This window comes from Stenotrophomonas maltophilia (assembly GCF_001676385.1).
Classification (GTDB): Bacteria; Pseudomonadota; Gammaproteobacteria; order Xanthomonadales; family Xanthomonadaceae; genus Stenotrophomonas; species Stenotrophomonas maltophilia_J.
Window position 1 is genome coordinate 70,193 of the sequence record NZ_LYVJ01000005.1, and the last position, 25,380, is coordinate 95,572.

The 25,380-nt window shown below is 67.9% G+C and carries 20 protein-coding genes and 1 pseudogene; 8 read left to right on the forward strand and 13 right to left on the reverse strand.

The genetic code is table 11. The features are described 5' to 3' along the window. Window positions 1-2: 2 nt before the first annotated feature. The gene (yihA, locus tag A9K58_RS07660; protein WP_049414655.1) at window positions 3-605 is read right to left on the reverse strand and encodes a ribosome biogenesis GTP-binding protein YihA/YsxC; all 603 of its coding nucleotides are present in this window, start codon (window positions 603-605) and stop codon (window positions 3-5) included. Between the two features lie 156 nt (window positions 606-761). On the opposite strand from yihA, the gene A9K58_RS07665 reads away from it, so the two are divergent. The 4 genes from A9K58_RS07665 (at window position 762) to A9K58_RS07680 (ending at window position 4,041) form a co-directional block, all read left to right on the forward strand. Beyond that, entirely contained in the window at window positions 762-1,562 is an 801-nt protein-coding gene (locus tag A9K58_RS07665; protein ID WP_065198806.1) for a c-type cytochrome, read from the forward strand. 105 nt (window positions 1,563-1,667) lie between these two features. After that, window positions 1,668-2,315 carry a thiol:disulfide interchange protein DsbA/DsbL gene (locus tag A9K58_RS07670; RefSeq protein WP_065198807.1) on the forward strand — a complete coding sequence of 216 codons (648 nt, stop codon included), beginning with the start codon at window positions 1,668-1,670 and terminating at the stop codon, window positions 2,313-2,315. Window positions 2,316-2,422: 107 nt separating this feature from the next. After that, window positions 2,423-3,250 (forward strand): thiol:disulfide interchange protein DsbA/DsbL, encoded by an 828-nt coding sequence (locus A9K58_RS07675; protein ID WP_065198808.1) that lies wholly within the window; start codon window positions 2,423-2,425, stop codon window positions 3,248-3,250. A gap of 53 nt (window positions 3,251-3,303) precedes the next feature. Then, window positions 3,304-4,041, forward strand: a complete 738-nt coding sequence (locus tag A9K58_RS07680) for an endonuclease/exonuclease/phosphatase family protein (protein WP_196769178.1) — start codon at window positions 3,304-3,306, stop codon at window positions 4,039-4,041. Window positions 4,042-4,151: 110 nt separating this feature from the next. On the opposite strand, the gene A9K58_RS07685 is transcribed toward A9K58_RS07680, so the two are convergent. After that, window positions 4,152-5,021, reverse strand: a complete 870-nt coding sequence (locus A9K58_RS07685; RefSeq protein ID WP_065198810.1) for an EamA family transporter — start codon at window positions 5,019-5,021, stop codon at window positions 4,152-4,154. Window positions 5,022-5,093: 72 nt separating this feature from the next. Here A9K58_RS07685 and A9K58_RS07690 point away from each other — a divergent pair. Both A9K58_RS07690 and fhuE read left to right on the forward strand, forming a co-directional pair. Then, a pseudogene (locus tag A9K58_RS07690) lies at window positions 5,094-5,575 on the forward strand (Lrp/AsnC family transcriptional regulator). A 202-nt stretch (window positions 5,576-5,777) separates the two neighbouring features. Beyond that, entirely contained in the window at window positions 5,778-7,937 is a 2,160-nt protein-coding gene (gene fhuE / locus A9K58_RS07695) for a ferric-rhodotorulic acid/ferric-coprogen receptor FhuE (RefSeq protein ID WP_065198811.1), read from the forward strand. A 132-nt stretch (window positions 7,938-8,069) separates the two neighbouring features. Here fhuE and A9K58_RS07700 read toward each other — a convergent pair whose 3' ends face one another. The 3 genes from A9K58_RS07700 to A9K58_RS07710 all read right to left on the reverse strand — a co-directional run bounded on the left by A9K58_RS07700 (window position 8,070) and on the right by A9K58_RS07710 (window position 12,072). Next, window positions 8,070-10,931, reverse strand: coding sequence for a TonB-dependent receptor plug domain-containing protein (locus A9K58_RS07700; RefSeq protein ID WP_065198812.1), 2,862 nt, complete (start codon window positions 10,929-10,931; stop codon window positions 8,070-8,072). Window positions 10,932-11,175: 244 nt separating this feature from the next. Beyond that, a complete protein-coding gene (locus A9K58_RS07705) occupies window positions 11,176-11,607 on the reverse strand; it encodes an ExbD/TolR family protein (RefSeq protein ID WP_065198813.1) in 432 nt (143 codons plus the stop codon). A 57-nt stretch (window positions 11,608-11,664) separates the two neighbouring features. Beyond that, window positions 11,665-12,072, reverse strand: a complete 408-nt coding sequence (locus A9K58_RS07710) for an ExbD/TolR family protein (RefSeq protein WP_065198814.1) — start codon at window positions 12,070-12,072, stop codon at window positions 11,665-11,667. A 162-nt stretch (window positions 12,073-12,234) separates the two neighbouring features. Between A9K58_RS07710 and A9K58_RS07715 the strand changes: the two genes are divergently transcribed. Both A9K58_RS07715 and A9K58_RS07720 read left to right on the forward strand, forming a co-directional pair. Then, on the forward strand, window positions 12,235-14,208 hold the full coding sequence (locus tag A9K58_RS07715) for a transglycosylase SLT domain-containing protein (protein ID WP_065198815.1): 1,974 nt from the start codon (window positions 12,235-12,237) through the stop codon (window positions 14,206-14,208). A gap of 119 nt (window positions 14,209-14,327) precedes the next feature. Then, the gene (locus A9K58_RS07720; protein ID WP_065198816.1) at window positions 14,328-15,548 is read left to right on the forward strand and encodes a multifunctional CCA addition/repair protein; all 1,221 of its coding nucleotides are present in this window, start codon (window positions 14,328-14,330) and stop codon (window positions 15,546-15,548) included. 48 nt (window positions 15,549-15,596) lie between these two features. On the opposite strand, the gene A9K58_RS07725 is transcribed toward A9K58_RS07720, so the two are convergent. The 8 genes from A9K58_RS07725 to A9K58_RS07760 all read right to left on the reverse strand — a co-directional run bounded on the left by A9K58_RS07725 (window position 15,597) and on the right by A9K58_RS07760 (window position 25,363). Continuing rightward, a complete protein-coding gene (locus A9K58_RS07725) occupies window positions 15,597-16,031 on the reverse strand; it encodes an SseB family protein (protein WP_021204661.1) in 435 nt (144 codons plus the stop codon). 49 nt (window positions 16,032-16,080) lie between these two features. Further along, a complete protein-coding gene (locus A9K58_RS07730) occupies window positions 16,081-16,416 on the reverse strand; it encodes a hypothetical protein (protein WP_065198817.1) in 336 nt (111 codons plus the stop codon). Window positions 16,417-16,419: 3 nt separating this feature from the next. Continuing rightward, window positions 16,420-17,457 (reverse strand): S41 family peptidase, encoded by a 1,038-nt coding sequence (locus tag A9K58_RS07735; protein ID WP_065198818.1) that lies wholly within the window; start codon window positions 17,455-17,457, stop codon window positions 16,420-16,422. A gap of 336 nt (window positions 17,458-17,793) precedes the next feature. Continuing rightward, window positions 17,794-20,820, reverse strand: coding sequence for an autotransporter family protein (locus A9K58_RS07740; protein ID WP_065198819.1), 3,027 nt, complete (start codon window positions 20,818-20,820; stop codon window positions 17,794-17,796). A gap of 224 nt (window positions 20,821-21,044) precedes the next feature. Next, window positions 21,045-22,112 carry an acyltransferase family protein gene (locus tag A9K58_RS07745; RefSeq protein ID WP_065198820.1) on the reverse strand — a complete coding sequence of 356 codons (1,068 nt, stop codon included), beginning with the start codon at window positions 22,110-22,112 and terminating at the stop codon, window positions 21,045-21,047. Continuing rightward, the gene (gene nagA, locus A9K58_RS07750; RefSeq protein ID WP_065198821.1) at window positions 22,112-23,260 is read right to left on the reverse strand and encodes an N-acetylglucosamine-6-phosphate deacetylase; all 1,149 of its coding nucleotides are present in this window, start codon (window positions 23,258-23,260) and stop codon (window positions 22,112-22,114) included. Before nagA ends, A9K58_RS07745 begins: the two co-directional genes overlap by 1 nt. Beyond that, window positions 23,260-24,288, reverse strand: a complete 1,029-nt coding sequence (locus tag A9K58_RS07755; RefSeq protein ID WP_065198822.1) for an SIS domain-containing protein — start codon at window positions 24,286-24,288, stop codon at window positions 23,260-23,262. Before A9K58_RS07755 ends, nagA begins: the two co-directional genes overlap by 1 nt. A 7-nt stretch (window positions 24,289-24,295) precedes the next feature. Beyond that, the gene (locus A9K58_RS07760; protein WP_065198823.1) at window positions 24,296-25,363 is read right to left on the reverse strand and encodes a LacI family DNA-binding transcriptional regulator; all 1,068 of its coding nucleotides are present in this window, start codon (window positions 25,361-25,363) and stop codon (window positions 24,296-24,298) included. Between the last annotated feature and the right edge of the window lie 17 nt (window positions 25,364-25,380).

A 25,380-nucleotide genomic window follows, 5' to 3' on the forward strand; every position in this document is an offset into this window, starting at 1 on the left:
CCTTATTCCAGCCCCAGCCAGCCGCCGATCACGGCACGGGCTTCGTCCACGCCGGTACGGTCTTCGCCGGAGAACACCTGCACGCTGACGCTGTCACCGTAGGCCGACTGCAGCTCCTTGCGCACCTTCTGCAGGGACTGCATCTGCTGGCTGCGGCTGAGCTTGTCGGCCTTGGTCAGCAGCGCGTGCGCCGGCAGGCCGCGCTGCACGGCGTAGGACAGCATCTGCCGGTCGTAGTCCTTCAGCGGATGCCGGATGTCCATCACCACCACCAGCCCCTTCAGGGCTTCGCGGGTGCGGAAATACTTGTCGATGAAGGCCTGCCAGTGCGCCTGCAGGTCCAGCGGCACCTTGGCGTAGCCGTAACCGGGCAGGTCGACCAGATGCGCTTCCGGGGTGACCTGGAAGAACACCAGCTGCTGGGTACGGCCGGGGGTCTTGGAGACACGGGCCAGGGCGTTCTGGCGGGTCAGCGCATTGAGCGCACTGGACTTGCCGGCGTTGGAGCGGCCGGCGAAGGCCACTTCGGCCCCTTCGTCGGGCGGCAGCTGCCGCACGTTGTGGGCCGAAAGATGGTAACGGGCGCGTTCGATGAGCAATGACATGTGCCTAGGATCGCATGTTGCGGCGCCGCGCGCCCGTGCCGGCGGCCGCTGCGGCCACTTTGCTGCACTGCTGCGTTGACCGTGCGCGGAAACGGCGTTGATAATCCGGGCGATGCCGGCGGCCACCGCCCGGCCCGGTCCATACGGAGCTTCAGCATGCGCCACGCTCGCGTTCTTGCCGTATCCGCTCTTGCCACTGCCGTAGTCGTTGCCGCCGCTGCGTTCGCGCAGACCACGTTGACCCCGCTGCCCGACAACGGGCCGATCAACACCGCCTCGCTGGAGGTGGATTTCAGCAAGACCCACTGGGGCGACGCCAAGGCCGGCCAGGCCAAGGCCTCGGCCTGCGCGGCCTGCCATGGCGTCGACGGCAATTCCACGGTCGAGATGTACCCGTCCATCGCCGGCCAGAGCGAACGCTACGTGGCCCAGCAGATGGCCCTGATCGCCAACGGCCAGCGCAGTTCAGGCGCGGCGGCGGCGATGGTGCCGTTCGTGCAGAACCTGACGCCGCAGGACATGCGGGACATCGGTGCCTTCTTCGCCACCCAGAAGGCCGCGGCCGGCATCGCCGACGACACTGTAGTTGCCGACGGCCCCTACAAGGGCATGAAGTTCTACGAGATCGGCCAGCAGCTGTATCGCGGCGGCGATGCCAAGCGCGGCCTGCCGGCCTGCATGGCCTGCCACGGCCCCAGCGGTGCCGGCAATCCGGGCCCGGCCTATCCGCATATTGGCGGCCAGCACGCCAGCTATGTCGCACGCCGCCTGCAGGAATACCAGGCCGGCCAGACCCACGAAACGGACAGGACGCATTTCCAGATCATGGCCACGGTCGCGCAGAAGCTGAGCGAGCAGGAGGTGCAGGCGCTGTCGAGCTACCTGCAGGGCCTGCACAACAAGGCCGACGACGTGGCCGCAGCGGCCGCGCCGACGCAACCGGCTGCCGCCCCCTGACCACCACTGGTCGGCCCGGGCCGCCACGTCGGCCCACGGCTGCGGTATGTTCCTTCACGCCGGCGGCTGCGCCGGCGTTGCTTTTTTCAACGGAGATGCGTGTCGATGAGGTTGATTTCCCGCCTGCTGTTGTCCCTGCTGGTCCTGTTGCCGCTGGCCGCCAGCGCCGCCCCTGCCAACGCGCCGCTGGTCGAGGGCCGAGACTACGAGCGCATCGCCCAGCCGGGCCCGTTCCAGCCGCTGGCCGGCAAGATCGAGGTGGTCGAAGTCTTCGGCTACACCTGCCCGCACTGCGCCCATTTCGAACCGCAGCTGGAAGCCTGGGCGGCCAAGCTGCCGGCCGACGTACGCTTCACCCCGGTCCCGGCGGCCTTCGGTGGCACCTGGGATGCCTGGGCACTGGCCTATTACGCCGCCGACGAAGTCGGCGTGGCCAAGCGCAGCCACGCTGCCGTGTTCAAGGCCCTGCACGAACAGGGATCGCTGCCGATGCAGAACGTCTCGGCCGATGAGCTCGCCACCTTCTACAAAGCCTATGGCGTGACCCCGGACCGTTACCTGCAGGCCCTGCGCGGCGATGCCGTGCAGAAGAAGGTCGATGCCGCCCGTGCGTTCGCCCAGCGCACCCGGATCCCGGGCACCCCGGCGCTGATCATCAACGGCCAGTACCTGGTGCGTGGCAACAGCTTCGATGACCAGCTGCGCATTGCCTCCAGACTGATCGCCGAGGCCCGCGCCGCCCGCGGCCGCTGAACCGATACCCACCCTTCAACACGGCGCTGTCGCCGCCGCGTGTCATCATTTCCCCCTGGCTGGCGCCTGCCGCCGGCCCCACCTTTCCAGATGCTGGAGACGTTTCCATGAAGATCCGTTACGCCCTCGCCCTCGCCGCGCTGCTGCCGATCCTGGCCGCCTGCAAAGCCGACGACGGCAGCACCAACACCACCGCCCCAGCCGAACCGGCCGCCGTTCCTGCCACCACCGAGCCTTCGGCTCCGGCCGCCGGTGCCGAGGGCGCCGCCCCGGCCGCTACCGAAGGCGACAAGGCCGCAGCTGACGCCACGCCCGCCGCCGCGCCGGCCCCGACCACTGCCGCGCTGACCGGCCCGGCCCCGGTGGAAGGCGCCGACTACCAGGTGATCCCGAACGGCCAGCCGTTCCAGCCGGCCACCGGCAAGATCGAAGTGACCGAGATCTTCGGCTACGTCTGCCCGGCGTGCGCCGCATTCCAGCCGCTGGTCGGCCCGTGGAAGGCCGGGCTGCCGAGCGACGTGAACTTCGTCTACGTGCCGGCCATGTTCGGCGGCACCTGGGATGACTACGCCCGTGCCTTCTACGCCGCGCAGACCCTGGGCGTGCAGGAAAAGACCCATGAAGCGCTGTACGCCGCCATCCACTCGCAGAAGACCCTGAAGGGCGAGCGCGGTCGTGACTCGGTGGAAGACATCGCCAAGTTCTACAGCGCCTACGGCGTGGATCCGAAGCAGTTCGCCGCCACCATGGGCAGCTTCGCGGTGAACGCCAAGACCAACTCGGCCAAGCAGTTCGCGCAGCGCAGCCAGATCAGCGGCACCCCGTCGATCATCGTCAACGGCAAGTACCTGGTGAAGGGCAAGAGCTTCCCGGACATGCTGCGCATTGCCGATCACCTGATCGCCCGCGAACGCGGTGCGGCCCAGGCTCACTGATCCAAGAGAAGCGTTTCCCGGCCGTGAATTCCCCCCAGACACGGACCCTGCGCTTGCTGACGGCCAACATCCAGGCCGGCTCAAGTACCCGCCGCTACAGCGATTATGTGACCCGCAGCTGGTCACATGCGCTGCCGGCGGGCCGCAAGCGCAGCAGCCTGGACGCGATCGCCACCCTGGCGCGCGACCATGACATCGTCGGCCTGCAGGAGGCCGACCCGGGCAGCCTGCGCTCGGGCTTCACCAACCAGACCCACTACCTGGCCCAGCGCGCCGGCTTCAATTACTGGAGCCACCAGCCGAACCGGCGCATGGGCGGTGTCGCCTCCAGCGCCAACGGCCTGCTGAGCAGGCTGGAACCGGTCGAAGTGCAGGACCACGCCCTGCCCGGCCGCATCGGCGGGCGCGGCGTGCTGCTGGCCAGGTTCGGCGATGGTGCCGATGGCCTGGCGGTGGCGGTGGCCCATCTGTCGCTGGGCGCGGGCTCGCGGATGGCGCAGCTGGGCTTCATCGCCGAGCTGCTGTCCGATCATCCCAACGCGGTGCTGATGGGCGATTTCAACTGTCTGGCCGAACGCCCGGAAATGCAGGTGCTGTACCAGAAGACCCGGCTGCAGCCGCCAGACTGCATCGTGCCGACGTTTCCCAGCTGGCGCCCGGACCGCGCCATCGACCACATCCTGGTCAGCAGCGGACTACAGACCCGCACCGTGGAAGCCGTACCGGCCGCGTTCTCCGATCACCTCGCCCTGGCGATGCAGATCGACGTCCCGGCCGACGCCCTGCGCTGACTCGCCGTTACGGTAGGTGCGGACCGTTGGTCCGCACGCTCTGCGCCGGGCGCCGCCCGGCGCCCCCTAAATCGGGGCACAAACGACTTAATCCCCTCCGTCCCCTTTTTTCATGCGGTGGCCGGCGCCTTCAACCCCCGCGCCGTCATCGTGCTGCCCACCGAGGCCAGCACCGTGCAGCCGATCGCCAGCCACTGCAGCCCGTGCAGGTGCTCGTGCAGCAGCAGCATCGCCCACAGCGCAGCCACCGCTGGCTCCATGCTGATCAGGATGCCGAAGGTCTCCTTCGGCAGGCGCTTGAGCGCCATCATCTCCAGCGACATCGGAATCGCGCTGGAGACCAGTGCCACCAGCAGGCCCGCAGCCAACAGCTTCGGATCAAGCAGCGCGGCGCCGGCATGCACCACGCCCACCGGCACCACCACCAGCGAAGCTGCCAGCAGCCCCAACGACACCGAATGCCCGGCGTGCAGGTGGCCGGCGCGCTTGCCGAACACGATGTACAGGCCCCAGCATGCCGCCGCGCCCATGGCGTACAGCACCCCGGCCGGATCCAGCGCCGGGCCACCACCGAGCGGCAACAGCAGCAACAGCCCCACCACGGCGCAGCCGACCCAGACGAAGTCGATCCACCGTCGTGACGACAGCATCGCCACGGTCAGTGGCCCGGTGAACTCGATGGCCACCGCGATGCCGAAGGGAATCGTGCGCAGGGCCATGTAGAACAAAAGGTTCATCAGGCCCAGGGTGAGCCCGTAACGCAGGATCGTGATCGCATCCACGCGCGTGGTTTTCCAGCGCCATGGCCGCCAGAACAGCAGCAGCAACAGCGCCGAGAAACCCACGCGCAGCGCGCTGGTGCCCTGCGCGCCGATCAGCGGGAACAGCTGTTTTGCGTACGAGGTGCCGATGGCCAGCGAGGTGACCGAGCCGAGCACCGCCAGCGCCGGCAACATCTGCGCAAGTCGTGAGGTCTGCATGGGCCAAGTCTATTGCGCCGGCGCCGAGCACTTGGCTCAATTGACGGCCCGTTCGTGCAATTTCTGCTCGCCATGGCTACCGCCCCCGTGCTCGACCGCTTCGACCGCGCCATCCTCGATCTGCTGCAGCGTGACAACACCTGCCGCAGCGCGAAATCGCCGAGGCCGTGCACCTGTCCACCCCGGCCGTGCAGCGCCGCATCAAGCGCCTGCAGGACGGCGGCGTGATCGCCGCCAACGTGGCGGTGATCGACGCAGCCAAGGTCGGGCGCCCATTGACCATCATCGCCGAGGTGCGCGTGGTCAGCGAGCAGCGCGAGCGCGTGGCGCCGTTCAAGCGCCGCGTTCAGGACGACCCGGCCGTGCAGCAGTGTTATTCGGTCACCGGCGATGGCGATTTCCTGTTGCTGCTTTCAGCGGCCTCGATGGAAGAGTACGAGGCGATCAGCGAGCGCTTGTTCGGCGGCGACGACAACATCGAGCGCTTCCGCACCTCGGTGGCGCTGGCCACGTTGAAGCGGAGTTTCCAGGTGCCGCTGGCACCGCCCCTGTAGCGTCGAGTCGTGCTCGACTGCCGTTCGCACCGACGGCCGGGGCCCACCTCTGCATTCCCTGGATTTGTAAATGGGAATAGTTCGTATTAACATTCCTTTCGTTTCCGGGGGTGGGGCCAGGACGGCCCGCTTGCCCTTCCCTTCTCCGTAGCGCCTCGCCTCCTGGATGCCGGCCGAATGCGCGTGCTCGTCCAGGATCCCCATGACCCGTCCCGCCCTTCGTACCCTGCAGCCGCAGCGGCTGTCCGTTGCCGTGCTCGTCATCCTCTGCGCCGTGGCCCCGGCCGCCTTCGCGGACACCGCCGCCGACCCGACCACGCTGGACAAGGTCGTGGTCAAGGGCGAACGCGCCGAGGGCTATTCGGTGCGCCGCACCTCGGCCGGTACCCGCTTCGACCTGGCACCGCGCGAGATCCCGCAGTCGGTCAGCATCATCAGCCACCAGCGCATCGAAGATCAGAACCTGGACGACATCATCGACGTGCTGGCCAACACCACCGGCGTGACCAGCACCCAGTCCGACAGCGAGCGCACCGAGTTCTACGCGCGCGGCTTCTACATCGATGCCTACCAGTTCGATGGCCTGCCCACGCAGATGGTGCAGAACTGGAGCTATGGTGATTCCGGCCTGGACCTGGCGCTGTACGACCGCGTGGAAGTGGTGCGTGGTGCCACCGGCCTGCTCAGTGGTGCCGGCAATCCGTCCGCGTCGGTGAACCTGGTCCGCAAGCACGCCGACAGCGCCGAACGGGCTGGCAGCGTGTCGGTCAATGTCGGCAGCTGGGGCCGCACCCGCACCACGGTGGACGTGGGCAGCGCACTCAACGCCAGCGGCAGCGTGCGTGGCCGCGTCATCGGCAGCTACCTGGATACCGACGCGCAGATGGACCGCTACAACCAGCAGAAAACGCTGGGCTACGTGGTGATCGATGCCGACCTGACCCCGGACACGCAGTTGAGCGTGGGCTACGACTACCAGCACAAGCGCGCCAACGGGGCTACCTGGGGCGGCTTCCCCATGCTGTACTCGGATGGCTCGCGCACCGGCTACGACGCATCGTTCAACGCCAGCCCGGACTGGACCTACTGGGACACCACCAGCAAGCGAGCCTTCGCCACGCTGCAGCACGCCTTCAGCAATGGCTGGAAGTTCAAGGTCGGCGCAACCCATGATGAAACCAAGGCCGACGACAAGCTGTTCTATCCGGCCTACAACGATTGGACCACGGGTGCGTCGAACTTCGACAGGACCACGGGCACGGGCATCTCGCCGTCCGCGGGCTTCTACAACACCGAGCGCAAGGTCACCGGCGTCGACGGCTACGTGGATGGCCCGTTCCAGCTGTTCGGCCGCGAGCACCAGTTGATGGCCGGCCTGAGCTACAACAAGCGCGAGTACGCCAACTACGGCGACTACCAGGTCGGTGGCCCCGGCCAGGCCTGGGACCCGTTCGCCAGCTATCTGAACTGGACGGGCAATATCAGCGAGCCAAGCTGGAATCCGCTGGCCTTGGCCAGCGAAGGCGCGATCACGCAGAAGGCCGGTTACGCGGCCGCACGCCTGTCACTGGCCGATCCGCTGAAACTGATCATCGGCGCACGCTACACCGACTGGAAGAGCGAGGGCGAAGGCGCCGACCGCACGCACAAGGTGACCACGCCTTACGCGGGCCTGGTCTTCGATATCAACGCGACGTACTCGACCTACGCCAGCTACACCGAGATCTTCCAGCCGCAGACGCTGAAGGACCGCAACGGCCGCTACCTCGATCCGGTCGATGGCAAGAGTTACGAAGTGGGCGTCAAGGGCGCCTGGTTCGACAACCGCCTCAACGCATCGCTGGCTGTGTTCCGCATCGAACAGGACAACGTCGGCCAGGCCACCGGTGAGCCGGTGCAGGGCAGCCAGAACGAGTTCGCCTATCGCGCCGCACGTGGCACGGTCAGCCGTGGCTTCGAGTTCGAGCTCAACGGCGAACTGGCACCGGGCTGGAATGCCACCTTCGGCGCCTCGCGCTACGTGGCCAAGGACATCGACGGCGCCGACATCAACACCAACCTGCCGCAGACCGCGCTGAAGCTGTTCACCAGCTACACCCCGCAGTCGCTGCAGGCACTGACCGTCGGTGGCGGCGCCAACTGGCAGAACCGCATCTACTACCCGGTGCCGGCCTACGGTCGCATCGAGCAGAGCGGCTACGCACTGGTCAGCGCCTTCGTGCGCTACCGCCTCTCGCCCGAGTTCAGCGTGCAGGCCAACCTCAACAACCTGCTGGACAAGGAGTACCTGTCGCAGATCAACGGCTACGGTGCCTACGGCGATGGCCGCAACGGCTCGCTGACGTTCACCTGGTCGTTCTGATCAGGCGCGGGGCACGACCGCCCCGTAACTGTAGAGCCGAGCCCATGCTCGGCTCAGAGAATCAGCCGAGCGCGGGCTCGGCGCTACATCCGCAAGGCAGCGCCGGAACCGACCGGCGCTGCCACCCTCACATCAGAACCGCAGGTCCGCGCGCAGGTACCAGTAACGGCCACGCGGGATGTCGTAGGTCGAGGCGTCGTAGCCGTTCAACGAGCACGACAGGCAGATCGGCGGATCCTTGTCGAACACGTTGTTCAGGCCGGCTGTCAGCTGCAGCCCTTTCATCCAGTCGATCTTGTAGCCGACCTGCAGGTCATGGAACGTAGTGGCCGACAGCGTGTTGGTGCCGGCGGCCTGGTTGCTGCACACCGGGAACGCTACCGCGTCCCCGCAGTCTTCGGTCAGCTCGGAGATATGGCGCACCGTCCAGTTGGCGCTCCAGTTGTCCAGCGTCCAGCCGATGCTGGCGTTGCTGGTCCACTCCGGAATGGAGCTGTCGGCCACCTCCACGCCCGGCTTCTGCGGCTGCCTCTGCCCGGCGGCGCCGGTAGCCTCATAGCGACCGACGAAGGTGTTCTTCCAGGCCAGCTTGAACTGGCCGATGGAGGTCTGCGGCAACGTCCAGAACAGGTCCACGTCCCAGCCGTCGGTCTTGATCGAGCCCAGGTTGGTGAGGCGGTTGTTGAAGCTGCTGACCGCACCGGTGCTGGCACGGGTAATGCCGTCGCAGTAGACCGGGTCCAGCGTATCCACGCACAGGTCCAGCTGGGTCTGCGCATTGATCGCCTGGATCGCGCCATCGATGGCGTGGCGGTAGAACGTCACTTCCACGTCGAAGCGCTCCGACCACGACGCGTTGTTGCCGAACCAGGGGCTCCACACGAAGCCGGCACTGAAGCTGCGCGAGCGCTCCGGCTCCAGCTCGCGGTTGCCGCCGGTGGTCACCGAGATCTGCGAATTGGCCTGCTGGAACCCAGCCGGCACGCTCAGCGCGGCGCAGTTGGCGGCGCTGCCGCGCGGCGCCGTGCCGCCCAGGCCGACCGAGCACGGATCGAACAGCTGCAGGTCGGCGCGCGCGGCCGAACCATACAGTTCACCGATCGACGGCGCACGGAAGCCCTCGGCGTAGGTCGTGCGCAGCACGAAGTCGTCGGTTACCTGCCAACGCAGGCCGTACTTGGGCGTGAACTCGCCGCCGAACGTCGAGTAGTCCGAGTAGCGCCCGGCCAGGCTCAGGTCCAGCTTCTTGCCGAACGTGGAGTCGGCGAAGATCGGAACACTCAGCTCCAGATAGGCCTCGTTGACATCGTAGGAGCCCGAGGTCGGCTGCGACGGAACACCGTTGTAGTGACCGGCCACGGTCAGTGGATCAGGCTGGTACCAGCCTTCGTACTTGCGGTACTCGTAGCCGGTCGCGAACGACACCGGGCCCGCCGGCAGCGAGAACAGCTCGCTGGACAGATTCGCCGTGAACAGGCTCAGTTCGTTCTGGCTGCGGTCGCGTACCACCGGCTGTATCCACTTCAGCATGTCCGGGGTGATCGAACCGGCGCCGCCGAAGATGTTCAGCGGCACGCAACCGGGCGTTGCCGCACAGACGGCCGGGTCGCCCAGCGCCATGTTGACGTTGTAGATGTTGTAGCTGCCATGGTTGGTCTGCTCGGCCTTGTTCTTGCTGTACATGCCGTTGACGTCCCAGTACCAGCTGCGGTCGGCCGCGTGGAAGTCGCCGACCAGGCCGGTGGCGAAATAGGTGGTGTTCACCTCCTGCTTGAACACGCGCGGTCCGCCTTCGACCGGTCGGCGACCGATCAGGCTCATGTTGTCGCCTGATACCAGATCAAATCCGAACGGGTTGTAGGGATTCAGGCGCGAGACCACGATGTTGTCGGCCAGTGGATTGCCAGTGGCGCCATCCGGACCGAAGAACAGCGGTTCCGGACCGGCCTGGTTGGTCGACTCGCGGCGATTGCCCAGCGCCTTGATGTACCACTGCACGTTGTCGGTGATGTCGAAGCGGAACTGGCCGAACAGGCCCTTGCGCTCCGACGGCGTGAGCACCATGTTGTACTCGGCGAAATTGAAGCGGTCGGCCGTGGTGAAGCAATGGTAGTCATCGCTGCGGTTGCAGCCGGCACTGCCGTCGTAACGCGGATTGCTCACGCCGGTGTTGGGCACGATGTTCTGCACGGCACCGGTGTTCGGGTCGGTGAACATGAAGCGGCCCTGCGGGATGCCGCCGCTGCCGAACGCCAGGCCCGTTCCTGGTATCGGGAAGCGCGACTGCTCGCGGTCCTTGGCAAACACCGGGTCCTGCTTGGTCCAGCTGGCACCGAGGAACAGGCTGTAGCGATCGCCACTCTTGCCCCACGCCAGGTCCACGCCCTTCTGCGTGCCATCGCCCTTGCTGTACTCCCCGTAGTTCAGCGTCACCTGGCCGCCATCGAAGTCGCGGCGGGTGATGATGTTGACCACGCCGGCGATGGCGTCGGAGCCGTACAGCGACGATGCGCCGTCTTCCAGTACCTCGATGCGTTCGACGATGGCCAGCGGAATGGTGTTGAGGTCGGTGGCCGCACCCACGCCCGATGCCGACGACTCGTTGACCCAGCGGATGCCGTCGACCAGCACCAGCACGCGCTTGGCGCCCAGATGACGCAGGTCGACCTGCGCCGAACCGGCACCCACGCCGCTGCCATCGGGCGGGAAACCGAAATTGCCGGACGAATTGAACTTGGCATTGAGCGCCGAACCGGAGCCGGTGAGCTGCTGCAGCACCTCGCCGATCGAGGTGAGGCCGGTGCGCTCGATGTCGCCGCGGGTCAGCGTCTGGATCGGCACCTGCCCCTCGACTTCAGCGCGCTTGATGCGGGTACCGGTGACTTCCACCGCATCGAGATTGGTGGTGGATTGCGCAGCGGCACCCAGCGGTGCCAGGGCCGTCACGCACAGCGCGACGGCAACCGCCAACGGGCGGTGATGCAGGTGAATCATTCGCTCTCTCTCCAAAGGAATGTCGGGACATGGACTACCGCGCTCCCCCTGCATGGCGGCAGCGCCTCCTTTGTAAACAAGCGGTAAAAATCACGGCGTGATGATCGACACTCTTTCACATGGATTTGACGTGATTGACGGCTGATTACGCCAGATCGCTGCACATTCAGACCGGACGCTGCTGTCCATCACAGCGGCATGGATGCCGACAGCGACAACTCGCGCCGAGATCCGCTACCGCCCATCAAGGGGTCTTGTCGATACCGCCGCCAGTTGCCTGCGCGCCGATGCGCAGCCCATGCTGGCTGACGGCCAGCAGCACGCGTGCCATGTCTCCGTAGTCAGTGTCGTCGGCAGTCGACAGATGCACCCAGGGGCGATGCTGCGGCGGACTCTGTTGCGCCTGCGCCAGGTAGCGCTGCAATGCGGGGGCATCCAGCGGCTGGCCATTCCAGAAGACCGCCCCCGCTGCGTCGATGCGCAGGTTGATCGGCTGGAGCGAGGCCGCCGGCCAGGGTGGGCACGAGGTGCGCTGCGGGAACGCCAGGAGGCCGGTTGCCTGCGCCATGGGCAGCGTGGTGATCACCAGTGCCAGCAGCACCAGCAGCACGTCCACCAGCGGTGCCAGATTGGGGGTGGCAATCCATGAGGTCGCGCGCTGTGTCCCGTATCGCATGCTACGTTTCCGCGCAGAAAGAGCGACCTGCCGATGGCAGGCCGCCCGTTGACGGCCTCACCGCACGAAGGCGATGCGCTCCATGCCGGTGGCTTCGGCCGCAGCCAGGATCCGCGCCATGCCTTCGTACTCGGCCGACGGATCGGTGGCGATGCGCAGCTCCGGCAGATTCCCGGCATGCTCACTGGCCTGCGCCTGCAGGCGTATCTGAAGATCGCCGATGGCCATCGGCTGGCCGTCCCAGCTCAGCTGGTTCGACGCATCCAGGCGCAGCTCGATCGGCGGTGGTGGTTCGGGACGGTCGACCACGCGATCGGTGGCTTGTGGCAGCTGCACCGCAATCGGCCGGGCCACGATCGGCGCGGTCACGATGAAGATGATCAACAGCACCAGCATCACATCCACCAGTGGCGTGACATTGATGTCCGCCAGCGGGCCGCTTCTTCCTGCGCTACTGAACGCCATGTGCCGCTCCCTGCAGCCGGGCCGTTCGCCCAGGGCCGACGTTACGACGCCTGCCAGCACCTCCGGCAGAGGTGTGCGCGGGTTCATTCAGCTGCCGTTGCCGACGCCCCGCGTGCACGCAATGCGAAACTGAATTCAGCCACTGCCCGCTATGCTGCCGCTATGACCCGACGCTCTTCGACCGCCCTCACCTTGTTCCCATTGGCCGCCACGCTGCTGATCGGCTGCGCCAATGCCCAGTCCCTCGACGCCCAGAATGCGCAGCTGAAGGCCGCGATCGCTGCCGCCGAGCGCGGCCAGTTCGATCCCGGCCAGGCCGCAGCACTCAGCCGCCACCCGGCCTATGCCTGGCTGGAGTACGCGAACCTGCGCCGCAACATCGATACCGTCGATACCGCGCAGGCGCAGGCCTTCCTCAAGCGCTACGACGGCCAAGCGGTGGCCAACACCTTCCGCAGCGTGTGGCTGCCCTCGGTCGCGCGCCGCCAGGATTGGCCGACCCTGCTCGCCAACTGGGCCCCTACCGACAATGCAGGCCTGCGCTGTGCGCAGCTGACCGCGCGGCAGGTGACCGGCAAGGTCGATCCGCAGTGGATCAGCGAAGCACAGGACCTCTGGCGCAGGAACGGCAAGTCGCTGCCGGACGGCTGCGACGCGGTATTCGCCGTGCTGCAGGCGCAGGGCGGGCTGAGCGACGCCCTGCGCTGGGAACGCATCGATGCCGCCGCCGACGCGCAGCAGCCGGCGGTGATGCGCAGTGCCGCGCGCGGCCTGCCCGCCGCCGAGCTGGCGTTGGCCAACAGCTATGCCGCCTTCGTCGATTCGCCCAATGCCAGTGCCCTGAACTGGCCGCGCAACGAGCGCAGCCGGCGTATCGCCACCGATGGCCTGGCCAAGCTGGCCAAGGCCGACCCGGCCGCCACCGAGCAGCAACTGCCGCAGTACGCACAGTCCCTCGGCCTGAGCGCCGAGCAGCAGGGCCAGGTGCGGTACCAGATCGCGCTGTGGACAGTGGCGTCCTACCTGCCCGACTCGGCGCGCCGCCTCAACGCGGTGCCGGAGTCGGCCTATGACGAACGCCTGCACGAATGGCGCGCGCGCGAAGCCATGTCGCGTGGTGACTGGCCCGCCGCGCTGGCTGCGATCCGCAAGATGGGCAACAAGCAGCGCAATGATTCGCGCTGGCGCTACTTCGAAGGCCGCATGCTGGAAAAGACCGGCCAGGCACAGCAGGCGCAAGCGCTGTTCCGCGATGCCGCACGCGCGCCCACCTTCCACGGCTTCCTCGCCGCCGACAAGCTGCAGCAGGGCTACACGCTGTGCCCGTGGAAGCCGAATGACAGCGCGCAGGCGCAGGCCGTGATCGCGCGTGACCCAGCCATCCAGCGCGCGATGGCGCTGTACCAGATCGACCGGGCTGGCTGGGCCGTGGCCGAATGGAACAGCGCGCTGTCGCGCTTCGATGACACCCAGCGCCGCCTGGCGGTACGCGTGGCACAGGACAACGGCTGGTTCGACCGTGCCGTGTTCTCGCTCGGCAAGCAGCCGCAGGAGCAGCGCCTGTACGATCTGCGTTTCCCGCTGCACCACGACGCCACCATCCGCCGCGAATCGGCCCGCAATGCGCTGGACCCGGCCTGGGTCGCGGCAGAAATCCGTGCGGAGAGCGTATTCAACCCACGCGCCCGTTCCCCGGCCAACGCGATGGGCCTGATGCAGGTGCTGCCGGGCACGGGCGCGGGAGTGGCCAGGTCCACCGGACTGACTGGCTATGGCGGCGCCGACAGCCTGTATGACCCCGATACCAACATCGCCATCGGTACCGCCTACCTGCGCCAGCTGCTGAACAAGTACGAGGGCCTGCCCTACGTGACCATCGCTGCCTACAACGCCGGTCCCACGCCGACTGCGCGGTGGCAGAGCCAGCGCCCGGGCTACGATCCGGACCTGTGGATCGAGACCATCAGCTACAAGGAAACCCGCGAATATGTCGCCCGCGTGCTGGCCTTCAGCGTGATCTACGACTGGCGCCTCAACGGCGATGCCCTGCCGCTCAGCGACCGCCTGGTGGGGCGCCTGGTGGACAAGCGCAAGCGCTTCAGCTGCGCTGCCGACGCCGACCAGGGCGGCGACTGATCGCGCAGCGCCTGTAGAGCCGGGCCTGCGCTCGGCTGCTGTTCGTTCCGGTCGCATTGCCACGCGATGAGCCGAGCACGGGCTCGGCTCTACAGGCCGGCCATGCGATCATCCCCCCCATGAAGATCTATCTTGTCGGCGGCGCCGTGCGCGACCGCCTGCTGCAGCGCCCCGCCGGCGACCGCGACTGGGTCGTGGTCGGTGCCACCCCCGCGCAGATGGAGGCGCAGGGTTACACCGCCGTGGGCCGCGATTTCCCGGTGTTCCTGCACCCGAAGAGCGGTGAGGAATACGCGCTGGCGCGTACCGAACGCAAATCCGGCCGTGGCTATCGCGGCTTCGTGGTCGATGCCGATCCGGCGGTGACGCTGGAAGAAGACCTGCAGCGCCGCGACTTCACCATCAACGCGATCGCCTGCGATGAAGAGACCGGCACGCTGGTCGATCCCTATGGCGGTGTGCGCGATATCGAGCGACGCGTGCTGCGCCATGTCGGCCCGGCGTTCGTGGAAGATCCGCTGCGCGTGCTGCGCGCGGCCCGGTTCATGGCGCGCTTTGCGCCGTTGGGTTTTACCGTCGCCGAAGAGACCATGGCGCTGATGCGCGAGGTCGCCGCCAACGGCGAGCTGGACGCGCTGGTACCCGAGCGTGTGTGGCAGGAGCTGCGCAAGGCACTGGCCTGCGAGCGCCCCTCGGCCTTCCTGCGCACGCTGCACGATGCGCATGCGTTGGGCCCGATCCTGCCTGAGCTGGAAGCGCTGTACGGCGTACCGCAGCGTGCCGAATTCCACCCGGAAGTCGACACCGGCATCCACCAGGAAATGGTCAGCGACATGGCCGCGAAACTGGCGCCGGGTGATGACCTGGTCGGCTTCGCTGCCCTCACCCACGATCTCGGCAAGGGCCTGACCCCGCCGGAGGAATGGCCGCGCCACATCATGCACGAGCAGCGCGGCATCAAGCCGTTGAAGGCACTGTGTGCGCGGTTGAAGATTCCCACCGAACACCAGCAGCTGGCCGAAGCGGTCTGCCGCGAGCACCTGAACGTGCACCGCATCGACGAACTGCGCGATGCCACCGTGCTGGAACTGCTGGGCCGATGTGATGCGCTGCGCCGGCCGGAACGCGTGGCGCGCATCGCGTTGTGCTGCGAGGCCGACAAGCGCGGCCGGCTCGGCTTCGAGGACGCCGACTACCCGCAGGGCGAAACGCTCAAGCGCCTGCACCAGGCAGCGCTGTCAGTGCAGGCGCGGGATCTGGATACCACGCATCTGAAGGGACCGGCCGTTGGCGAAGCGCTGGCCAAGGCGCGGGTGAAAGCCATCGCGGCGGCCCGCTGAAGTACCCGGTAGTGCCGGCCGCTGGCCGGCACCTTCATATCGCTGGATTCAATGCGCCATGCCGCGGGTGATCGCCGCCGCACGCTGCTTCAGCTGGGCCACGGCATCGGGAATCATCTCCATGCCCACGTCCAGGCCCGGGTTCAGCACCAGGCCGACGCCGTCGCCGATACCGGCCAGCAGCGCGTGCACCGCGATCGGCATGGCATGCGCAAACTGCGGCAGCTGCTCGTGCCACAGGCCGGCGCGCTCGGGTGCGGTGAACACCGCGAACATCGGCTCGCCGCTCTCGCTGGTCAGCACCAGCGGCGAGATGCTCTCGTCCCAGGCGCCATCTTCGCCGATGGCCTTGTCCAGCAGCACGAACGCCGTCGAGGTCAGCAGGCCGTCGAGGAACTGCGCTGCGGTCAGCGTGCCGTCCTGGGCCTGCAGCAGGCGCACCTCGAGGTCGTTGAGGGGGTCGAACGGGGTGTCGTGGTCCATGGTCGGTTCCGGTACGTGATTGCAGGGCAGACTTTAACAGGCCCCGTCCTCAGCCGATGAATCCGTGCCGCCACAGCCAGCCCAGCGCGGCCAACCCAACCACCCCCAGCAGCATCAGCGGCAGGCCGAAGCGGTGCCGCCATGGGATCGGCACCCCGCCCAGCTGCTGGTCCATGGTCTCCGTGTCCAGCACCCAGCCATGCTCGCAGCGGCTGCAGGCCAGCTCGTAGCGGCGCTGGTAGGTGAACCCGAACAGCAGGTCGATGCGCGCCATCTTGTAACGCAGCTGCGGGGCGAACTCGGTTTCCGTCTGGCAGCGTAGGCAGTGGTGGGCTTCGGTTGGGCCGACCACCACCACCCGCTCCTGCTGGCCGATCAGGATCATGGATCAGCGGCCTTGGCAGGCAGGTTGGGCCAGCAGCCAGGCTTGGGCGGCGGCCACGGTGGCCGCGTCACCCTCGACACGCTCATCGGGTTCAATCTTCAACCCATCGCCACGATCATTGCGGTCCCGCATCACGCTGGTGGTCAGCAACAGGCGGCTGCCATCGGCAAGGGTGTGCACGACATTGCCGGTGGAGACACCCGCGGTCGGCTGGCCGAAACTCCGCGCCTGCGCGCGGCCGCGCCACGCCAGCACCGAGGCCTCGCCCGAACTGGCGGTGCGAGGCCCGAACAGCACCGCCACCGGCGCGCCCGGCTGCCGCAGCACATGACCCGACTGGCCGAAGTCCAGCAGCGGCTTGCCCGCCAGCTGCACGGCGGCCGCCGTCAACGTCCATCGCTGTGGCCCCTGCGCGGTTTCGAACGAGCCAACGTCCTCGCTGTTCAGCACCGAGGTGCGCAGCAGCGGTGCCATGCCCAGCAGCATCGGCCACATGGTGCCACCGCCATTGTCACGCAGGTCGACGATCCAGCCACAGCGCGTGCCGTCGTCCTTGCTGCGGATGACCTGCTGCCACCGCGCGGCACGCTGGATGTCCTGGCGGAATTTCTCCTGCGGCGTCGCGCCCGGCGCCGAAGCATAGCCCTCGATGACCACCCAGCCGATGCGTGCATCCACCGCATCGGCGGCCCTGGCCCTTTCCACGGCAGCGGCGCCGACCTGCTGCACGCGCGCAAGGGATTCGCGCTGGCGCTGGGTCGTCGTCCATGCGCCATGATTGCCGGTGCTGAGCGCGATGGCCTCGCGCAGCACAGTCAGCCGTTGCGCAGGGTCGCCCTGCACCGATTGCAACCGGGCGCGGGTGGCAGGCCAGTCCACCCGGTCGCGATACAGCGCCTGCCGTTCAAGCAGCTTGAGGATCTCGGCCTCTACCTCCGGCGAGGGCGCCTCGACCGGCTTCGGCATATCGGCCATGGCGTTGGCAGCCACCAGCGCGATCATCAGCGCACCCATACGGCGCACTCCCTTGCGAACCTGCATGTGACGTTTCCTTGTCGTTGAGGCAGACGCACAGCATAGCCCGCAGGTGATGACTTCCGCCATGCGCAAATTGTCGTATCCCGCCACGTCGCGGGTTGCAGCAAGACAGGTGGTGGAGAGGCGACCGCACGCAGCCCTGGTGCTGGCCGATCATGCCGGGCGCTGGTCAAAGCGGATGCACGCGCCCCTGTTGTAGAGCCGAGCCATGCTCGGCTGCGTGGGACAGGATCAAAGCAGCCGAGCATGGCTCGGCTCTACAGGGTCATGGCGGCGGAAAGCACCGTGTCGACCAAGGTCGACACCAGAGCGGGTCATGCCGCCGGATATGGACCGGTGCTACCAGTCCGCGCGCAGGCCGATATTGCCCTCGATGATACGGCGCTTCTCGTTGCGATCGCCGCCCAGTTCGCGCGTGTAGTCGGCCACGGCATAGGCGCTGATCGTGCGGTTGAAGCGCCCGACCACGCCGACACCGGCTTCCAGCGCACGCGAGCGCTGCGAATTGATGATCACGTCATCGTCGAAGCGGATGCGGTCTTCACCGGAACGGCCGTGCCAGTAGTTGAGCTTGAAATACGGCTGCCAGCCGTTGTCGGCCAGCTGGTAGTCGCCTGCCAGGCGCAGGCCGATGCGGCCGGTCCAGGCGTTGTCGTTGTCGAAGCGCACGCTGGATACTTCATCGCGACGGTCGTCCAGCGAGGTGCGCTGCCAGATCACCTGCAGCTGTGGCTCCAGCCACCATGCGGACTGCCCGAAGTGCAGCAGCGGCTTGCCGGCCTCCACCGACAGGCTGGTGCCGTCGCCGCTCAGGCCGAAGCCAAGCCCGCGCGAGGATCGCACGCGGCCGTCGTAGCGGCTCTGCATCGCCACGGCGTCGATGTAGCCCCCGCTGCTGTCGGTGAGCGTCCAGTACAGGCCCACGTGCTTGTCGTCCAGGCGGTTCTGGCCCACCTGCACGTTCTCCCAGCCCAGTGCCAGGCCGGTAGTCCTGCCCTGCGCGCGGGTACGGCCGACGAACACGCCGACCTGGTTGCGATGGTTGCCAGAAGCAGCGGCCCACACATGGAGGCCGGCCTGCAGGCCCATCACATCGCCATCGAAGCCGGGCTGCGCATCGCCCTTCCAGTGGATCTCGCTGCTCTGCCCAACCAGCCGGCCCCAGGCGGTGCGGAATGTGCCCTGGTTGTACAGCAGGCGCTGCTCGCCCTGCCGCTCGTGGAACGTGCCGAGGCTGGCCAGCGACGTCTCGCGCAGCAGCGGCGGCACCACGGCATAGGCGGCGGCCTCCACGCGGTACAGCGGCACCACTGCGCCCTCGGCGGGGCGTGCACCCGGCGTCGGCGGGCTGCCGGTACCGGGCAACGCTCCACTGGCCACCGGCACCTCCGGCACGGCCGGGTCGCTGGGCGGCGCCACCGGTACCGGTTCCGGCGGCGGCGGCGGCGGCGCGGTCTCCCCCGCGGTGAGGTCCGGGTCGGTGGCCCCCTCCGGTGGCGGGGGTGGCGCCGGGGTGATGGGCGGTGGTGGTGCCACCGGCGGAGTCGGCGGTGGTGGTGCCGCGCTGCCGCTGCCATTGGGCGCCGGTACCGGCCCGGTGACCAGGGTCGAGCGCAGGTACCAGTTCTCGCTGGTGCCGGCACTGACACCGCCCTTGAACAGGAAATACTCATAGGCACCGGCCGCCACCGGCGCGAACAGCGAGAACGCGCCCGGCGCGGTGGTTGCACCGTTCAGCGCCTGCACCACCAGGATGCCATCGGCCAGCGTGGCGGCACCGCTGCCGCCGGCATTGAGCACGCCGATGCCGGTGGTGCCGGAGGCGCTGCCGCCATCGATCACCAGGCGGTCGCTGGTGGAATTGTCCGCACCCAGCACGGTGCGCAGGTACAGGCCACCGCCGTCGCCGCGGTAGTTGCCCCGCACGGTGAACACATCGCCGGCGCCGGTACCGGTCAGGTCGATGCGCCCGGCATTGACCATCTCCACCAGGGCACCACTGTTGAGCGGACGGATGGCGTGGCCACCACTGCCCGCGTAGACGGTGCTGGTGTCATCGACGGTCAGCGTGCCGGTGCCGGTCGTGCTGTCGCCCAGCACCAGGTCGCCGTCGAAGCTCAGCTCGGTGCTGTTGGCCAGGCCGATCGCCTCCCAGTTCTGGAAGCGGCCGACGCCGGCGGTCTTGACGTTGCTGAAATTGAGCTGGTCGCTGCCGCTGCCACCATCGAACAGCGGTACCGCGCCCAGGTTGCCCTGGTTGAGGTTGCCGAGATTGGCCACGTCGTTGTCCGGGCCCATGTCGATCGCACCGTAGACAATGCCACCGCCGCTCCAGTTGAAGGTGTCCTCACCGGTACTGAGCAGCACCTGGCCGCGCACGGTGCCATCGGTGATGGTCACGCTGTCGGCACCGCCACTGACGCTGATGTTGCCGCCGATGTACGCCGTACCCGAGATGATGATGGTGTCGGTATCGAAGCCGGTCACCACGTTGCCATCGACCGTGCCGCCGGACTGGTCCCACAGGTTCTTGTCCAGCTTCATGTTGACGCGGCCGATGCGGCCGGCGGTCATCCACGCCTGGTCGCCGTCCTCGAACGCGCCGATGATGCGGCCACCGCTCATGCGGAAGGTATCGATGTTGTCGCCCTGCTGCAGCGCGCCGATCGTGCCGCCACTCATGACGAAATCGTCGCGGCCGCTGCCCTGCGCCACCACGCCGGTGACGGTGCCGCCAGTGACGGTCATCTGGTCATCGCCGTTGCCCTGGTCGACGCTGTCGATCGTGCCATTGCCGAGCAGCAGCACATCATTGCCATCGCCCTGCAGGACGCCCCCCGTGATGCTGCCAGCCTGCATTTCGAGGCGATCGTTGCCGCCACCGAACTGCACGCCGGCCTGCCCACTGATCGTTCCTCGATTGACCAGAACGCTGTCACCGCTGCCGATGAACTGCAGCGCGACGTTGTTGCCGGTGCTGATGCTGCCGATATTGTCGACCCGGCTGCCGCCCCCCAGCTGGACCGCCACGCCGCCCACCGAACTGATCGCGCCCTGGTTGGACAACAGGTGACCGCCCGCACCGGCCAGGGCGATGGCCGACGCACCACCGCTCTGCTGCAGCTGGGCATCGCCGGCGACGTTGACGGTAATGCCGGCTTCGCCGTTGGCCGTGATGGGAACCGTCTGCGGATTCGGTGCGTTGGCATCGCACGTGACGGTCTGGCCGGCGATGGGAGCGACGTTGTCACAGCCGGCCCAGGCGACGCTGGCGCCCGCCAATACCGCCGAGGGCACGGCCAGGGCCTGCAGCAGGGAAAGGGTCAGGCGGCGAGGATGGAGAAAACGCGGAACGGCACGGGACATGGAGCACTCCTGGACACTGGATCAGGAACTGCGTATGCACGGCACTGCCGGTGCAGTCTGCCTTGATGTGAACCGTTGCGGTAGGTGAAGTTGCGCGCAAGGAATCACATTTCGATCGTGAAGTCCGCCACGCGTCACGCCGTAATGACGTAACTGAAATCGTTCACTTCTTCGGCTCGCAGGTCGAGCGCACCGTATCGGCGCACAGCGGGAGCGACGCGGCATCAGATCTTCAGATAGATCTGCCGCCGGTCCAGCCACCACGCCACGCCCCACCACAGCGCGACGAACGCCAGCGCCTGCAGCATCGACGCGAGTTCGAGCGCCCGCGGCATGGCGGTGGCAAGCTGCTGCCAGATCCAGCCCCAGGCGCCCGTGGCCATCAACAGCACCGACATCACCGACGCGCCAAGATAGGCGGTAATCGCGTTGACCCCGAAACGGCGGCCCAGCGCCGGCCAGCCCTTCTGGTCGACCAGCACGTGGCCCAGCCACAGCGCAAGCGCGGCCAGGCCGCCGGTCCACAGCACGTAGCTGGGCGTCCACAACTGCTTGTTCAAGGGCAGCACCGCGGCCAGCAACAAGCCGAGCACGGCGGTCACCGCACCCAGCCCCGCCAGCGCCGCGGCACGCCCGCTGCGCAGCAGGCCACCGGCCAACAGGCCGAGCACGGTACTGGCCAGCGCGCCCAGCGTGCTCAGCAATCCTTCCGGGTCGTGCCCAAGGCCAGCGTCGGCATGCCACTGATAGATCCACGGAGCGAACAGCGCGGTATCCAGGCGGCTGGCCGGATTGGTCCACGGCGCCAGGTCACCGATGCCCAGCAGCAGCACGGTGTAGCCCACCAGCAGCGCGGCCAGCACGCCCACCTGCACGCGCGGCCGCGCATGCACCGCCAGCACGCCCACCAGCGCCGCGCAGACCGCAATCCGTTGCAGCACGCCCCAGATGCGGAAGTGATGGGTATGCAGCGCCCACCAGATCAGCAGGTGCAGCAGCACACCGGCCACCAGGATGCGCAGCGCGCGCTCCAGCACGCCGCGCGCCAACGCGGGTCGCGCCGCCGCATCCCGCGCGCGCGGCGCCACGCTGAAGGCCATCGACACGCCCACCAGGAACAGGAAGAACGGGAACACCAGGTCGGTGGGCGTGCAGCCATGCCATTCCGAATGGCGCAGTGGTGCGAACACCGCACTCCAGTCACCCGGATTGTTGACCAGCAGCATCGCCGCCACGGTGATGCCGCGCAGGGCGTCGATCGAGCCCAGGCGACGCGGCGGCGAGCCCTTCATCAGGCGGCCTCGTACTGTCCGGCAATCCAGGTGCCACGCACCTGCAGGGCGTCATCCAGCAGCACCAGATCGGCCTGGTAACCCTCGGCGATGTGGCCCAGGCGGTCGTCCACGTTGAGGAACTGTGCCGGATAGGTCGAGGCCATGCGCGCGGCTTCGGCCAGCGGCTGGCCAAGCAGCTGCACGGTGTTGCGCACTGCAGTGGCCATGTCCAGCGCAGAACCCGCGAGCGACCCGGCGGCGTTGCGTACCACGCCATCGATGGCGGTGATGGTCTCGCCGTAAAGCACGTAGCTGGGGTCGTCGGCGCCGACCGGCGGCATCGCATCGGTCACCAGCAGCAGGCGCCCGCGCGGCTTGGCCGCCAGCGCCACGCGCAGGCTGGCCGGATGCACGTGCACGCCGTCGACGATGATGCCGATCCAGCTGTCGCGGTCTTCCAGCGCAGCGCCCACCGCGCCGGGTTCGCGGCCCTGCAACGGCGACATCGCGTTGTACAGGTGGGTAAAGCCGCGCACACCGGCATCCAGGCCGGCGCGGATCTCCTCGTAGGTGCCTGCAGTGTGGCCGGCGGCGACGATCACGCCACGTTCGACCAGGGCGCGGATCGTCTCCAGCGGCACGCGCTCCGGTGCCAGCGTCAGCAGCGTCACGCCGTTGTCCAGCGACGCGGCCAGAGCGACCTCGTCTTCGTCGGGCACGCGGAACTTGCTGGCGTCGTGCGTGCCCTTGCGTGCCGGCGCGATGTACGGCCCTTCCAGATGGATGCCGATCACGCCCGGCACGCCCTGCGCAATGGCCTCGCGCATCGCGTCGATGGCTTCGCGCATCACCGCCAGGTCATCGCTGATCAGCGTCGGCAGCATCGCGGTGGTGCCGAAGCGACGGTGCGCCTGCGCGATGGTGCGCAGCGCTGCCACGTCCGGCGTGTTGTTGAACAGTGCGCCACCACCACCATTGACCTGCACATCGATGAAGCCGGGCAGCAGCCAGCCACCGCCCAGATCGACCTGCTCGGCGGCGTGGCCGAGCTGCGGCGCGGCATCGGGCAGCAGCGCGCTGATGCGGCCGTCCTCGATCACCAGCGCCAGATCATCGCGGAACTCGTCGCCGGCAAGGACGCGGGCGTTGCGCAGGACCGTCGCCATCACACCGTCTCCGTGACCTTGTTCAGGTGCGGCGGCAGATCCGGATTGAAGCCACGGCGCAGCGCCAGCGCATTGATCGCCCGGTAGAAGCTCTGCACGGTGAGCAGCGGTGCACACAGTGGATGTGGTGCAGCGGCCACGGGCAGGTTGCCACCGGCACCGGCCAGCCACACCTGCGCGCCCCGTGCGGAAAATTCCTCCACCACCGCGCGGGTCCCCGCACCGGTCTCGTCGGGTTGGGCGAAGGCCAGCACCGGGAAGCCTCGACCGACCAGCGCCATCGGGCCATGCTTGACCTCGGCCGAGCTGTAAGCCTCGGCATGCAGGCTGCAGGTTTCCTTGAACTTCAGCGCGGCTTCCTGCGCCGCACCGAGGCCCAGGCCGCGTCCGAGCACGAACAGGTTGGTGGCTCCGACCAGGCCCTCGGTCAGCGCCGTCCAGTCGCACTGCCAGGCCTGGCGCATCGCATCCGGCAGCAGATCCAGGGCATTGCGCAGGCTGCTGTCCTGCTTCCAGTACGCCGCCAGCTGCAGCAGCGCGGCCAGCGAGGCCAGGTAGCTCTTGGTCGCGGCCACGCTCTTCTCGGCACCAGCGTGCAGCGGGATGACGGTGTCGGCGAGCTGCGCCAGCGGCGAATCCTCGACGTTGACCAGCGCGACCACGCGCGCGCCCGCCGCCTTGGCGGCCTCGGCGTTGCGCAGCAGGTCCGGGCTCTTGCCCGACTGCGAGATGACGATGAACAGCGCACCGCGCAGCTGCAGCGGTGCGGCATAGACCGAACCCACCGACGGCGAGGCCGAGGCAACCACCAGGCCCAGCTGGGTTTCCAGCAGGTATTTGCCGTAAGTGGCGGCGTGGTCCGAGCTGCCGCGGGCACAGGTGACCACGAACGGCGGTGGCGCGGCACGCAGGCCCGCCGCCAGCGTCTCCATGACTGCGTGGTTGCGCGAGAACTGGCGGGCGACAACGTCGGCCGCTTCAGCGGCTTCAGCGAACATCAGGGTGGCGGTGGGGTCTGACAGCGGCATGACGGGCTCAGGCAGGATCGGAAGGAAGGGAGCGTGCGCCGGCCGGGCGCATCGGCGCGGTCGAACCGCGCACCACAAGTTGCGGCACGAAGCCCTGGTTGTGCAGCGGGGCCGGCGCATCGTCGTAGGCATCGCTGCGCAGCTGCGCGATCAGCAGGCGCGCGGCGTGGCGGGCGATGTCCTCGGTGGCCTGCTTGGCCGTGGTCAGCGGCGGCCACGACTGGCGCGAAAACGGGCTGTCCTCGAAGCCGGCGATGGACAGGTCGTACGGCACGTTCATGCCGGCCGACTTGGCGGCAGCCAGCACACCGGCCGCAATCTCGTCGTTGGAACCGAAGATGGCGGTGGGGGGCTCGCGCAGCGCCAGCAGGCGGCGCGCACCGCGGAAGCCATCGTCGAAGGTGTAGTCGCCCTGTACCACCAGGTGCTTGTCCACCGTCATGCCGTAGTCCTTCAGCGCGGCTTCGTAACCAGCATAGCGTTCGCCCGAGGAACGGTGCGAGCTGCCGCCCCAGAGGAAGCCGATGCGCTGGTGGCCCAGCTGGATCAGGTGCTCGGTGATCTCATAGGCCGCCTCGCGGTCGTCGACGAACACGCACGCACCGTCGGCGGGATCCTCGGTGGCGGCGATGATGCGCACCAGCTTGATGCCGCGTGCGGTCAGTGCCTGGACCAGGTCGCGGCGCTCGGACATCGGCGCGGTCAGCACCAGTCCAGCCAGGCGCGAACGCTGCACCCAGTCGGCCAGCTCATCGGCCAGCAGCGGCGAACTTGAATCGCAGGGGTGGATCTGCAGGCCGAAGCCAGTCTCGCGGCAGGCGGCGAGCACGCCGTTCTGCACACCGATGATGTGGTACGGATTGGGATTGTCGTAGACCAGCCCGATCACGAAGGTGGTGCCGCTGCGCAGGTTGCGTGCGGACGGATCGGGCTCATAGTCCAGCTCGGCGATGGCACGCAGCACCCGTGCGCGGGTGGCCTGCATCACCGAGGGCTCGTTGTTGATCACCCGCGAGACTGTCTTCAGCGAGACCTTCGCCTTCTCGGCGACGTCCCTGATGGTCGCTCTGCGCATGGATTTCCCCTGGGGTT

Excerpts from the sequence above, each read along its gene's own strand:
- A9K58_RS07720 (WP_065198816.1), top strand. The coding sequence starts at position 14,328 with ATGAAGATCTATCTTGTCGGCGGCGCCGTGCGCGACCGCCTGCTGCAG.
- A9K58_RS07670 (WP_065198807.1), top strand. The coding sequence starts at position 1,668 with ATGAGGTTGATTTCCCGCCTGCTGTTGTCCCTGCTGGTCCTGTTGCCG.
- A9K58_RS07760 (WP_065198823.1), bottom strand. The coding sequence starts at position 25,363 with ATGCGCAGAGCGACCATCAGGGACGTCGCCGAGAAGGCGAAGGTCTCG.
- yihA (WP_049414655.1), bottom strand. The coding sequence starts at position 605 with ATGTCATTGCTCATCGAACGCGCCCGTTACCATCTTTCGGCCCACAAC.
- A9K58_RS07665 (WP_065198806.1), top strand. The coding sequence starts at position 762 with ATGCGCCACGCTCGCGTTCTTGCCGTATCCGCTCTTGCCACTGCCGTA.
- A9K58_RS07705 (WP_065198813.1), bottom strand. The coding sequence starts at position 11,607 with ATGCGATACGGGACACAGCGCGCGACCTCATGGATTGCCACCCCCAAT.
- A9K58_RS07710 (WP_065198814.1), bottom strand. The coding sequence starts at position 12,072 with ATGGCGTTCAGTAGCGCAGGAAGAAGCGGCCCGCTGGCGGACATCAAT.
- A9K58_RS07745 (WP_065198820.1), bottom strand. The coding sequence starts at position 22,112 with ATGAAGGGCTCGCCGCCGCGTCGCCTGGGCTCGATCGACGCCCTGCGC.
- A9K58_RS07675 (WP_065198808.1), top strand. The coding sequence starts at position 2,423 with ATGAAGATCCGTTACGCCCTCGCCCTCGCCGCGCTGCTGCCGATCCTG.
- A9K58_RS07730 (WP_065198817.1), bottom strand. The coding sequence starts at position 16,416 with ATGATCCTGATCGGCCAGCAGGAGCGGGTGGTGGTGGTCGGCCCAACC.
- A9K58_RS07715 (WP_065198815.1), top strand. The coding sequence starts at position 12,235 with ATGACCCGACGCTCTTCGACCGCCCTCACCTTGTTCCCATTGGCCGCC.
- nagA (WP_065198821.1), bottom strand. The coding sequence starts at position 23,260 with ATGGCGACGGTCCTGCGCAACGCCCGCGTCCTTGCCGGCGACGAGTTC.
- A9K58_RS07685 (WP_065198810.1), bottom strand. The coding sequence starts at position 5,021 with ATGCAGACCTCACGACTTGCGCAGATGTTGCCGGCGCTGGCGGTGCTC.
- A9K58_RS07725 (WP_021204661.1), bottom strand. The coding sequence starts at position 16,031 with ATGGACCACGACACCCCGTTCGACCCCCTCAACGACCTCGAGGTGCGC.
- fhuE (WP_065198811.1), top strand. The coding sequence starts at position 5,778 with ATGACCCGTCCCGCCCTTCGTACCCTGCAGCCGCAGCGGCTGTCCGTT.
- A9K58_RS07755 (WP_065198822.1), bottom strand. The coding sequence starts at position 24,288 with ATGCCGCTGTCAGACCCCACCGCCACCCTGATGTTCGCTGAAGCCGCT.
- A9K58_RS07735 (WP_065198818.1), bottom strand. The coding sequence starts at position 17,457 with ATGCAGGTTCGCAAGGGAGTGCGCCGTATGGGTGCGCTGATGATCGCG.
- A9K58_RS07700 (WP_065198812.1), bottom strand. The coding sequence starts at position 10,931 with ATGATTCACCTGCATCACCGCCCGTTGGCGGTTGCCGTCGCGCTGTGC.
- A9K58_RS07740 (WP_065198819.1), bottom strand. The coding sequence starts at position 20,820 with ATGTCCCGTGCCGTTCCGCGTTTTCTCCATCCTCGCCGCCTGACCCTT.